12 protein-coding genes and 1 riboswitch are annotated in these 11925 nt (G+C 37.1%); of the genes, 1 reads left to right on the forward strand and 11 read right to left on the reverse strand.

Annotated elements, in window-relative coordinates; translation table 11 throughout:
• Positions 1-55: 55 nt before the first annotated feature.
• Genes ACTNDN_RS19965 through ACTNDN_RS19980 form a run of 4 tightly spaced genes read right to left on the reverse strand, consistent with a single transcriptional unit; the run spans position 56 to position 3419 of the window.
• A complete protein-coding gene (locus tag ACTNDN_RS19965; RefSeq protein WP_048717424.1) occupies positions 56-1387 on the reverse strand; it encodes a 6-phospho-beta-glucosidase in 1332 nt (443 codons plus the stop codon).
• Entirely contained in the window at positions 1384-1728 is a 345-nt protein-coding gene (locus ACTNDN_RS19970; protein WP_048717427.1) for a PTS lactose/cellobiose transporter subunit IIA, read from the reverse strand. The genes ACTNDN_RS19965 and ACTNDN_RS19970 overlap by 4 nt, the downstream gene beginning before the upstream one ends.
• Positions 1729-1747: 19 nt before the next feature.
• A complete protein-coding gene (locus ACTNDN_RS19975; RefSeq protein ID WP_048717429.1) occupies positions 1748-3106 on the reverse strand; it encodes a PTS sugar transporter subunit IIC in 1359 nt (452 codons plus the stop codon).
• A 4-nt stretch (positions 3107-3110) separates the two neighbouring features.
• On the reverse strand, positions 3111-3419 hold the full coding sequence (locus ACTNDN_RS19980) for a PTS sugar transporter subunit IIB (protein WP_048717431.1): 309 nt from the start codon (positions 3417-3419) through the stop codon (positions 3111-3113).
• 269 nt (positions 3420-3688) lie between these two features.
• Here ACTNDN_RS19980 and ACTNDN_RS19985 point away from each other — a divergent pair, with 269 nt between their 5' ends.
• Positions 3689-4414, forward strand: coding sequence for a GntR family transcriptional regulator (locus ACTNDN_RS19985; protein WP_048717433.1), 726 nt, complete (start codon positions 3689-3691; stop codon positions 4412-4414).
• A 477-nt stretch (positions 4415-4891) separates the two neighbouring features.
• On the opposite strand, the gene thiW is transcribed toward ACTNDN_RS19985, so the two are convergent.
• The 7 genes from thiW to ACTNDN_RS20020 all read right to left on the reverse strand — a co-directional run bounded on the left by thiW (position 4892) and on the right by ACTNDN_RS20020 (position 11654).
• Positions 4892-5389: an energy coupling factor transporter S component ThiW gene (thiW, locus tag ACTNDN_RS19990; RefSeq protein ID WP_048717435.1), complete on the reverse strand. Its 498-nt coding sequence runs from the start codon at positions 5387-5389 to the stop codon at positions 4892-4894.
• 159 nt (positions 5390-5548) lie between these two features.
• Positions 5549-5658, reverse strand: a riboswitch (TPP riboswitch).
• A 119-nt stretch (positions 5659-5777) separates the two neighbouring features.
• Positions 5778-6800, reverse strand: a complete 1023-nt coding sequence (locus ACTNDN_RS19995) for an ABC transporter substrate-binding protein (RefSeq protein ID WP_441131937.1) — start codon at positions 6798-6800, stop codon at positions 5778-5780.
• A 163-nt stretch (positions 6801-6963) separates the two neighbouring features.
• Positions 6964-7773, reverse strand: coding sequence for an ABC transporter permease (locus ACTNDN_RS20000; RefSeq protein ID WP_031537682.1), 810 nt, complete (start codon positions 7771-7773; stop codon positions 6964-6966).
• A 16-nt stretch (positions 7774-7789) separates the two neighbouring features.
• Positions 7790-8557 carry an ABC transporter ATP-binding protein gene (locus ACTNDN_RS20005; RefSeq protein ID WP_349205098.1) on the reverse strand — a complete coding sequence of 256 codons (768 nt, stop codon included), beginning with the start codon at positions 8555-8557 and terminating at the stop codon, positions 7790-7792.
• A 326-nt stretch (positions 8558-8883) separates the two neighbouring features.
• Positions 8884-9399, reverse strand: coding sequence for a hypothetical protein (locus ACTNDN_RS20010; RefSeq protein ID WP_441131939.1), 516 nt, complete (start codon positions 9397-9399; stop codon positions 8884-8886).
• Between the two features lie 12 nt (positions 9400-9411).
• Positions 9412-10170: a MurR/RpiR family transcriptional regulator gene (locus ACTNDN_RS20015; protein ID WP_441131940.1), complete on the reverse strand. Its 759-nt coding sequence runs from the start codon at positions 10168-10170 to the stop codon at positions 9412-9414.
• A 125-nt stretch (positions 10171-10295) separates the two neighbouring features.
• Positions 10296-11654, reverse strand: a complete 1359-nt coding sequence (locus ACTNDN_RS20020; RefSeq protein ID WP_441131942.1) for a 6-phospho-alpha-glucosidase — start codon at positions 11652-11654, stop codon at positions 10296-10298.
• Positions 11655-11925 lie beyond the last annotated feature (271 nt).

The raw sequence follows: 11925 nt of genomic DNA on the forward strand, positions 1-11925 counted from the left end.
CGTCTCCTTTTAAAGCCTATGGAGCCATCAATTTATATACACAGCTCAGCTTTTTTTATACAAACACTTTTTTCCGGAAAAACTGTGGTAAATACGCTCTATGTGCTTCTAGCATTTCATCAAGAATTAGCTTAGCAACTCGGTCACTTGGCACGAGTGGATTAATGGTCATGGCAAGCAGCGCTTTCTCATAATCGCCAGAAATAGCTGCTTCAATAGCTACTCTTTCAAAGGATTTGATTTGCATAACTAATCCTTGAACCGCTATTGGAAGCTCTCCAACCGTGATCGGCTTCGGTCCGTCTTTCGTAATAATACAACTGACTTCCACTGCTGATTCATATGGAATTCCCGTAATTGCACCATGGTTCACTGTATTGACTGCTTGGATATCACATTTATCCATATACATAGAACGAATTAGACGAACAGCAGCATCGCTATAGTATGCGCCTCCACGTTTTTCTAACTGGGGAGGTTTTATAGCAAGTTCTGGGTCTTTATATAATTCAAATAATCCCGCTTCTAATTTTTGCACCACTTCCGCACGAGTTTCCCCTTTTTCCGCATCCTTTAACTCCTGTGCAAGTACATCTCCTGTTTTGTAATAATAATTGTGATATGGACAAGGGAATAAATTTAATCCTCTTAAAAATGAAGGCTCCCAGCCCATCGCATGAATATTTTTCATCGTAATTGCTTTGTCAGGGTCTGTTATTAATTCGATTATCTCACTCTTCACACTTTTGCCGTCAACAAACACATCAATTCCGTAAACCATATGATTCAGACCTGCGAAATCTATTCTTACTCTTGCAGGATCGACATTCAATAAATCCGCAACCCCTCGTTCCATTCCAATCGGTACATTGCATAAACCAACAACTTTTGAAATCCCACTGTAGCGCAAAACTGCTTCTGTTACCATTCCAGCAGGGTTTGTAAAGTTAATTAACCAAGCATCGGGACAGAGTTCTTCCATCTCTTTCGCTATTTCCAACATAACTGGAATAGTCCGAAACGCTTTAAATAATCCGCCAGGTCCGTTTGTTTCTTGACCAATGACGCCATGCTTCAACGGAATTTTCTCATCAAGCGCTCTTGCTGCAAGCTGCCCCACCCGCAATTGGGTTGTAACAAAATCAGCCCCGCTAAGCGCCTTTCTCCGATCTAATGTGAGAAAAATATCAATCGAAACACCCGCCTTTGCTACCATTCTACGCGCTAATTCGCCGACAATTTCCAACTTTTCTTTACCTTCTTCAATATCAACAAGCCATATTTCTTTTACAGGTAATTCTTCATGGTACTTAATAAAGCCCTCGATTAGTTCAGGCGTATAGCTTGAGCCTCCACCTATAGTAACTATTTTTAAGCCTTGGCTCATTCTGCCATCCCCTTTCTCGTTGTCTGTTGCAAAACTTCTTCTCGCAATTCAATAATCTCAAGAGCAAGGTCTTTCAATGTCATTGCTGTCATTAGGTGATCTTGTGCATGGATAAGGATAATCGGAATCATAAATTGGTCCCCACCAGCCTCCAGATGGAGTAATTTTGTCTGGATTTTATGAGCCTCTGATAGTTCCGTATCTGACTCTGTTAACTTCTTTTTGGCAGCATGAAAATCCTTTTTTTTCGCATCCTGTATGGCTTCCATCGCAAAGCTTCTCGCATTTCCGCTATGTAAAATCAGCTGAAAGGAGAGTTGGTATAATTCTTCCGTATTCACCTTATTTCCCTACTTTCTTTCAGACACTTACAGAATCGGAATCTTTTGCAAGCTCTGTTTTATTTTTTGAATCAATTTTGACCTGCGCATAAACAAATGGTAAATAAACAACCGTTGATATAAGTAAATTTAAAGCAGCCAAGCCAGCCCCCAGAAAGCTTCCCCCAGTCGCTAAGTAGCCGCCGACTATCGGTGGTGTTACCCACGGGATTTTTGCAGTTACTGGTGGGACAATTCCGTATTCAACTGCAAGATACGAGATAATAGTTGTAATAACAGGTCCAAGTACAAACGGAATAAACCAAATTGGATTTAAAACAATTGGTAGACCAAATAGAATTGGCTCATTAATTTGGAAAACACCCGGAGCCCCACCAAGCCCAATCATCTGCTTATATCGTTTTCTTCCTGCAATAATCATGGCAATAATTAATCCTAAGGTTGCACCGGCTCCACCTAAAAACACAAACGCATCGAGAAATGAACCTGCAAGGATATGATATTCTCCTAATGCTTTTACTCCCGCTTGAGCTAAATCGATGTTTTCAGCTCCTGTTTTTTCAAACAAAGGCGTCGTAATTCCACCTAATACATTTGTCCCGTGTAAGCCTAACATCCAGAATAAGTGTATTAACAATACACTTAATATGGCAAAAGGAAGAGAATCAACAGCATTTGTTAATGGGGATACAATCACTGTATTTAACCAATCATTTAGTACCTTTCCATCTGTAACCATTCTGAAAACTACCCCAAATAGTCCTGCTAAAAAAATAGTTCCCATACCTGGCACTAATTTTGCGAATGACTTAGAAACAGCTGGCGGTACCCCATCTGGCATTTTTATAACCAATGCTTTAATTTTAGATAAACGTAAGAAAATTTCTGTTGTAATCAATGCTACGATAATGGCTGTAAATAGAGCAGTGGCGTTGAAATAATTAACAGAGACTAACCCCCAGACTCCACCTGCAACTGTTTCAGTCGCAGCTTCATCTATTGGTAATGTGACATTTGCTGTTTGGGGCAATAATAAGAAAAAACAGGCTGCGGATATAAGCATTGCTTCAAAGCCCTCATCTCCATAAGATTTAGCTAATTTATAGGAGATACCAAACACTGCAAACACAGAAAGAAAAGCAAATGTTCCAAACCATATATCCCCACCTAGCGTTGACCAGTTTGGACCAAATATTGCTTCCATCATTCTTCCATATGGCGGAATAATTTGCCCAAGATTATTAAAAAGTACTGCAAAGGAACCTACAATAGTAATAGCAATCATACCAATTAATGTATCCCTAATCGCAAGCAGATGTCTTTGATTACCGAGCTTTAATGCAAATGGCATAATAAATTTCTCAATAAATCCCATCATTTCTTTATTCCCCCTTAATTAAAGTAGTGGCTTGTTCCAACACTTTTTCACCATCGCATAGTCCGTAGTCTTGCGGGTTAATGGTTGCAACAGGAATCCCTTTTTGATCGCCTGCTTTTTTTACTTGAGGCAATAGAAATCGTACTTGAGGGCCTAACAAAACGACATCAGCGTTCTCTATCTCGTCATTCACTTCAGAGGTTGCTATCGCCCAAATCTTGCAGTCTATCCCTTGTTTTTTTGCACTTTGTTCCATCTTCGAAACTAATAAACTTGTAGACATTCCAGCTGAACAACATAATAGAATATTCAATAATTCATCCCCTTTTAATTGATAGATTATTCTGACTTTTGATTTTAAAAAAACGGATATCCCTTCTGATTATTTTACTTGCGAATTCCTCGGCTAGTCTGCTTTCTTAAGTGAGATAAAGAAATAGGGAAAACCCTTGTCTATATTGTAATAACAAATTGTTTATATTTCAATATATTTTTATTTGTTATTACAAATTTATTAATTGTTTGCTTATTAAGATTAGAAAAGATATTCTATACATATAGATATTACGGAGGGAAACGATTGTGGAAGAAATAAACAAAGAAGCTGCACTGCACTCCATTGTAAAAGAGTCTATTATCAACATGATTAAAAGTGGCGAATATCAACCGGATACTAAATTGCCAACTGAGGCAGAATTTTGCAAAACGTTTGGAGTTAGTAGAACAACCATCCGCACTGCACTGCAACAGCTAACGGTGGAAGGATATGTGTACCGAGTGCAAGGGAAAGGTACCTTTGTTGCGGAAAATAAAGTAAAACAATCTTTAACTAGTACAGTGGAACAGTTCTCTGAACAAATTATGATGCAGGGGAAAGATCCATCTATAAAAGTACTACAGCTTAAAGTCATAGAAGCCACAGACTTCCTTGCCAAACAATTTAACCAAAACATAGGAGAACCAGTTAACTGCCTAGAACGGATGCGTTATGTAAACGATGCTCCTCTTCAATATGAAATCTCTTATCTACCCTGGTATAAAGTACCTGGATTAGATAGTTCGGCATGTGAAAAATCCTTATATAAAATGCTTGAAACAAAATACAATATTAAGATAAGCAAAACAGTAGAGCATCTTGAATTGATTTTGGCAGATGACACGATTTCTAAGATGTTAAAGATACCAGCTGGCTCCCCTTGTTTTTTATTGGAAACTTTTGCTTATGCAGAGGATGAAACAGCTATTGAATATTCAAAGACGATTTATAGAGGTGACAGAGCGCACTTTGTCATTGAACGGAATTATTAATTAGTAAGAATAGGTGGGTATTTGTTACTACAAATATCCGCCTGGATTAAAAGATGGTTTTCTAATGAAGTAACTTCTGGTGACTTTTACTCCGGGATTTGGCTAAAGTTATTTTTCTTTATAAACTCTTCTTTTCTATACGAATCTAGTAAAAGCTTGCTTGCTCTTTATGAACACCCTTTTTCTCAACCAACCTATTAAATATGGCTTTCATCCTCTTTATGAAAACTCTTTTTTCCACAAATAATCCACATTACACCCTTTCAGCTCTTCACCAAACAGTTTTTTTCCACAATAAATTCCTAATGCCAGTTTTCCGACCGAATATTTCTTTCTCATTACCACTTATTTTTCCACAGAAGCACCAAATTTACTATATTATCCACATTTTATCCACAAAAGCAGTCGACTTACTCACAAAAAAACCGATTAGCACAAGTCACATGACTTTCCTAACCGGTCCTAATATCTATTCTATTAATTTTGGTTTAACATTTGAAACGACTTTATTTTTACCAAACGACTGACTAGCACTAAACCGATAATAGCCCCTGCAAAACTACTAACAGCAAAGGATGGCAGGTAAAATAATGCCCCTGTCTTTGTGCCTAACAAAACGGAAGCATAAGGCACTGCAACTAAAGAAGCAATGATTCCTGTTCCAACAAATTCTCCTAATGCAGCAAAAATCGGCTTCGAGGTTTTATGAAATAGATAACCTGCCAAAAGTGCACCAATCATACTTCCTGGGAAGGCTAATAAAGATCCAGTTCCTAATAAATTTCTTAACAGTGAAGTTGCAAAGGCAATGATCACTGCCGGAATTGGACCGAGTATGACTCCAGCTATTACATTTAACGCATGTTGAACTGGGTATGCTTTGGCAATACCTGCTGGAAACCAAAGAAGGGTGGAACCATATGTGCCAATAGCAGTAAACATAGCCATTAACACTAGAAGTTTCGTTCTTTTCAAATTCATTTCCTCCTCTTAATCATTTTAAGCATAAAAGTAACGGCACCGACTGATACGTAGGAATGAATACATGAATATCGTCTATTTACATACTGACCATTGATAAACAACAAAAAAGCCAAATCTAAACAGACCTGACTGATAAAGTCAAAAAGAAATAGAGTTAATCTGCTACTTCCCTACGCTGGCATAATCCAGATCAGGTCTTTAGGGTTAAAAAACGAACAGGTTTTTCTCTCAGCCATCACCTGGCACCCCTAGTAGTCAATATATGCTTATGCTCTTTATTGTAACTTATTTCCTTTCTAACAAAAAGCACTATTTTTCTTTAATTAAAGGTATTGGAGTATCCTTTCAACTAACTAGTATAGAACACTTCTAGACTACTTTACTCTTCTGACAATTTATCCACAAACTGCATGTCGATTAATTCATCGTAGTAATAGCCTTCTGTGTATACACCCGTCTTTTCTACGACATCCATTGGTTTTGCTACAGATTCTTCGGAAATATAGCCATCTTTACTCCATAATTCATCTGCATAAGCTCGATCTAGCGAAGCCTGCAGACTTTCCACTGATGTGGAAGGGAATTCCGCTTTTAGCACTTGCATGGATAGTTCCGGATTATCCTCCACTGTTTCTAATCCCTTTAATACTGCTCTGACAAAGCTCTCCACTACTTCTGGCTCTTTTTCTATTGTGGATTTTTTGACACTGACAACTGAATACGGATAATCTCCTAAACTAGCGAAGCTATAAAACGGTTCTTTCCAGACGCCTTTGTTCATTCCTTCTGTAATTTGTGGTTCTCCTCCGTTTGCAATATCAGCATTCCCAGATTCCACTAGGGACACAACTGCACTTGCATCAGCTGGTTCTTCTAGTGTTACATCTTTTTCAGGATCCAATCCTAACTCCATTAACAGCCATCTTGTCAACAGGTTGGGGCTTCCTCCATATCGACCCGCAGCAATCGTTTTTCCTTTTAAATAATTTGCCAGCTCTTCCTCATTCTCACTATCAACTGGTTCATCTGAATTTCCCATCAAATAGACATTTGCTCGATTGACAACATTGACTACTGACTGAATAGGATCAGAGCTTCCCAGATTCGCCATTTGATTGGAATCTGGTCCGCCAATTACTCCCCAAGCATCTCCGCTCACAACAGAAGTAACATGAGCACCTCCTGTTGCTGTTATAACTTCTACCTCCAGTCCCTCTTCTTCAAAATAACCTTCCTCTATCGCAACATATAGTGGAAGATAGCCAATCAAGTGAACGGGCTCAGAGATAACAAGCTTTCGCAAACCATCCTTCGTTTCATTTGCCCCCTCATGTGAACTACATCCAGAAAGGATCAACACAATACTAAGACATGCAAGTAAAAAAATCCTGCACTTTTTCAAAGGTAATGCCCCCTTTTTATATATAAATAGAATGGGAAAAATGATTAGTGGATTGAAAAAGGAAGATGAATAAGAAGTATAATGTGGATGATGGAACTAACTATTCTATTTCATATATATGGAGCATTTTTTCTCATTATGTGCTTTCCAAAAGGAAAATATCTTATTCAACATTTCTCCCTTTTAACAGAAGCTTTTCTATCCATACAGTAGCAAAGTACATAACAATCGATAAGATGGACAATACTGCTACTCCGACCCAGACGAGATTAATGTTCATAATTTGGCCTGCATATAGAATCATTCTGCCAATGCCTTGTCTGGAGCTTATAAATTCGCCAACGATGGTACCTGCCAAAGCTAAAGCAATATTTATTTTCAAACTACTTACAATCCATGGCATCGTAGTTGGTATGACAACTTTTGTGAAGACATGCCATCTCTTGGCACCGAGAGAATACATTAATTTTTCCAAATCCTTATCTACTGCCTTCACACCACTATATGCCGCAAGAGCTGTAGTAATAATGGTCATCATAAAAGCGAGAACTACTTTGGAGCCAAAGCCTATTCCAAATAAAATAACAAGGACCGGTGCCAAAGCTAGCTTCGGGACGGCATTAAATGCAATTAAATACGGTTCTGAAATACGAGAATAATAGTAGGACCACCAGAAGGAAAGCCCTAATAAGGCGCCAAAAAAGGTTCCTAATCCAAAACCAAAGATGGTTGCCCCTGATGTGTATATTAAATCATTCCATAACGAGCCCTCTGTCCAAGCTATATAACCTGTTTTCCATATCGTAGTTGGACTGCTCCAATAATAGGAATCAATAACCTTCCATTTGGACAGCAGTTCCCATGCTAGAAGAAAAAGAATTCCAAAGCTCCATTGTCCTATCCGGGTAAAATTCTTTCTCCTTTTCGCAATGGCTTCTTCATCCTCGATATAAAATTCTCTTTTTGTTTCCATACATAGCCCTCCTTCCTTATTCTGTTTCTTCATTCGACTTCAGCGCTTGTAGAACATATTCCTTTAATTGAATAAACGCAGGGTCCAGAAGGGTTTGTTCAGTTCGTGGTCTCGGTAAATGAATGGATACCTTTTCCTTAATCGTTCCCGGTCTTGGTGTGAGAATATATATTTCATCAGATAAAAAAATGGCTTCATCAATATCATGTGTGATAAAGAGAATCGTTTTCTTAAAATCTCCCCATATTTGTAAAAGCCATTCCTGCATAAGCAATCGCGTTTGTGCATCCAATGCTCCAAAAGGTTCATCCAATAAAATAACATCTTGATCATAAAGCAAAGTCCTTAACAAAGCTGCTCGTTGTCTCATCCCTCCAGATAATTCCTCTGGGAAATGTTTCTCAAATCCTTCTAATCCGTATCTTTCTAACAAAGGCAAGGCTCTTTGGATTGCCTCTTTTTTCGGAACACCTTTTACTTCTAATCCTAAAATCACATTATGGAGAATATTTCTCCACGGCAGGAGCAAATCTTTTTGGAGCATATAGCCGACATGCCCACTTTTACCAACAATATCTTTTCCGTCTAAAAAGACATGACCAGTAGATGGTTTTATTAATCCAGCAATAATATTAAATAACGTTGATTTTCCACAACCACTAGGACCAATGATACTGACAAATTTCCCCTCTGGAATCTGCAAATTCGCATCCTTTAATGCGAAAAATTCTTTTCCATTTTTCCGAAAAACCTTACTACTTTTTATTACCTCTAATTTGTACAACCTGCATCCCTCCCCATTCTGAAATATTCATTGTATTTGCGTATTATTTACATAGAAATTCTAGATTTTCAATGAACGTTCCACATTTCTAAACTTGCTCTTGCTATACTATATGTAAAAATAGGCGAATGGGATAATTAATTATTAGGAAAAAGGAGTTCATTACACAAATTATTCGTTCAAGTGTTGGCTGAACATGCAGATAAGGAATTGGGATGAAAGTATTAGGATAGAAGAAAGGTAACAAAAGTGGATTTTGCCTATCTTAGTCGAAAAAAATAGTGCCTATGAATAAGACACCATTTACTAATACAGCTAATTAAACTTTATATTCCACTAATTCGCAGGAACGCCCAAATACAGATAAAAGACAAAAAGAAAAGAATAGCCGATAAACTGAAGAAAACATACATCGTGTTATTTTTTGTTATTTCCTGTGTATTTTTCGTGCTTCGACTTTGTTTTCTAAAATGGAATATCCCCCATACAATTAACACACATGCAAGAATATTGCCCATCAAAAATTCAGCAGCAGCCAATACAATAAAGGACCCATAGATAAAAGAGGTAGGCTTAGCTAACGATTTGATGCCCAATTCAATAGCCAAGCTAACAAATGGCTGTATCATCGCTATAACAAATAATATTGTTATAAATGGATTTTGTTCAATATATCGCCAAAATGGCTGATTTGTCTGTATAGCTGCTAGATAAATATAGGCAATAAATAAAATCGGTATCGTGTAGCAAACATATTTTGCAGTATTTAAAATAGCAGTATTTTTTATAGAAAATACCCTTTTTTGATTAACAGTTTCTTTATCCGCAAATTTTAAAAACATGTTAGCACCTCACTATTCCTTTCTTTTGCTCTCCTTATACTCCAAATATTGACTTGCTAGTACTTCTCCAACGATAAAAAAGGATGCTAATGACGTATAATCAATTCCACTGTTAGTCGGAACAGAAGTAGTTGTAGCATATAGATTATGAGGAGTCATTCGTGCCAAATTGTTATTTTTCATATTCGTAATCGAAATAAAGGGAATTCCTTTCGTAACAAGCTTTTGAATCTTCGGTATTAGTGTTGGTGTATCTCCAGACAAAGAAATAACAATCATTAAATCTGTCGGGCTGAGATCAGGCAAGATAACTTCAAACTTTGTTTCATCATGGATAATCGTTAAATATCTGTGCTGAACGATAAAGGCACGTTGGAGTTCATGGGCTGCATTTAATTGGGCAGAACCTGTTCCGTAAACAAAAATTCGTTCCGATCGATCTATTACCTCACAGATTTCATCAAAGTTTTTATCCTGCAAATGTTTCAATGTAGCTTCAAGATCATTTGTTAAAGTACCGATATAGCTTTGACTAACTTCTTCTTCTTCATCTTCCCATTTTAAAAAGACCCGAAATTCGCTATATCCGCTGAATCCTAATTTTTGTGCTAATCGTAGAACAGAAGAACGGGAAACATTACATTTGTTCGCTAGTTCATTTATGTTGGATCTATAGCATGTACTGCGATTATTTAAAATATATTTCAAAATGTGAAAATCATTTTCATGAAATTGGTTATAGTTTTTATTAATCAATTCTTCTAATTTCATATTTTCCCTCCTAATATACTATTATCATAATATAAAACAAACTGGAGGAGAAATCGAAAATGCTTTATGCGAATACCCCAAATAGAGACAACCCTCTTCCAACAAATAAAGAGGGTTGAATATCATTAGTTTAATACATGCTCTCGTTCTTCTGTTTCTGTTTTTAGAGCTGGCCAGTACTCTTTGTTTGCTTCGATTAAATCATCTAATATTTGTTTTGCTACATATGCACTTGGTACTGTCTTTGATAAAGTTAATGCTTGCCATAATTTTTGGTAAGAACCCTCTTCCCATGCTTCTACCACTAATTTTTCTACAGACACTTGCTGTTCCATCAAACCTTTTTGAAACTGAGGAATTCTACCGATCGATAAAGGCTCTGGGCCATTTGATCCTACAATACAAGGAATTTCAACCATTCCTGTTGAGTCAAAGTTTTCAATTGCTCCTTTATTTTCTACAATTAGTAGCATTCTTTCATGTGTGTTATAAGCGATTGCCCGTGCTAGGTCTACGATATAAGAAGCATGCATATCTACATGAAGTGCACTACCTTCTGTTGATTGGTTGGCAACAATCTTTTCACATTCGGAAAAGACAAATTTCTCTCTCCCATTCATTACTTCGTTGGCACGTGTGTATTCTTTATTCGAATGACCTACAATATAATCTGGAAACATATAATATTGTAAATAAGTGTTCGGTAATGTATTGGGATCAAGAGCAAATACATCTCTTGCTTTTGTAAAAGTATCATTCCATGTTGCTTCCGTATGCTGTCTATCACCACTAGTTACAACATATCCATTCTTAGCTACATGCTCTTTTATTTTTGGCATTAAATCATTTCCTTCTTTATCTCGAATATCTGTCCACCATCCGAAATGATTTAAACCATAATAACGAACAACTAATTCTTTACGCGATGCTAATCCTAGTGTTTCTGCCATTCTTCGTTCAATACTTACAGGCATATCACAAATATTAAGTACTTTTGATTTAGGACGAAGCTTTCTGCATGCCTCTGCAACGATTGCCGCTGGATTGGAGTAATTTAACATCCATGCATCTGGCGAGTATTTTTCCATATAATCGATTATTTCAAAAACACCACCAATAGAACGCATTCCATATGCCATTCCACCAGGTCCGCAAGTTTCTTGACCTACAACCCCGTGTCTTAATGGAATTTTTTCATCCAATTCACGCATCGCATATTTACCGACTCGAATATGGGCCATAACAAAGTCTACATCTGTAAATGCCTCTTCTGGATTGGTTGTTGAAACAAATTCGATTTCTGGTGCCCTTTCCTTCACAATAATTTCACATGCCCCAGCGACCTTGTCCTGTCTCTCTTTATCATTATCATAAAACTTTAATGTTCGAAGTGGAAATTTATCAAGATTATCAAGTAACATTAATACAATCCCTGGAGTAAATGTGCTTCCTCCCCCTGCAATAACAACGGAAAATTTTTTCATATTGTCTTCCTCCCTTACTATGATACATCATTTATAACATAGGACAGTAACAGCAACAATGGATTTGGAAGCGTTTGCCCTTAATCACAAATGTTGTTCTTTTTCACATAGAATAAGATTTTTCTCACCTTCCAAAATTGTTTGGGGCAATAAAAAAACGAAGAGCAGTCTGCCCTTCGTCTGGACTAACCTAAAATAGTGAGACAATATAAAACACCTCCAAAATGGCAATACTTGAGATAAGTATTGTGACATTATTCGGAGGTGTTTT

It is taken from the genome of Niallia sp. HCP3S3_B10, from assembly GCF_052064465.1.
Taxonomy (GTDB): Bacteria; Bacillota; Bacilli; order Bacillales; family Cytobacillaceae; genus Niallia; species Niallia hominis.

Coding starts and splice junctions, on each gene's coding strand:
- ACTNDN_RS20020 (WP_441131942.1), bottom strand. CDS start 11,654: ATGAAAAAATTTTCCGTTGTTATTGCAGGGGGAGGAAGCACATTTACT.
- ACTNDN_RS19975 (WP_048717429.1), bottom strand. CDS start 3,106: ATGATGGGATTTATTGAGAAATTTATTATGCCATTTGCATTAAAGCTC.
- ACTNDN_RS20015 (WP_441131940.1), bottom strand. CDS start 10,170: ATGAAATTAGAAGAATTGATTAATAAAAACTATAACCAATTTCATGAA.
- ACTNDN_RS20010 (WP_441131939.1), bottom strand. CDS start 9,399: ATGTTTTTAAAATTTGCGGATAAAGAAACTGTTAATCAAAAAAGGGTA.
- ACTNDN_RS19965 (WP_048717424.1), bottom strand. CDS start 1,387: ATGAGCCAAGGCTTAAAAATAGTTACTATAGGTGGAGGCTCAAGCTAT.
- ACTNDN_RS20000 (WP_031537682.1), bottom strand. CDS start 7,773: ATGGAAACAAAAAGAGAATTTTATATCGAGGATGAAGAAGCCATTGCG.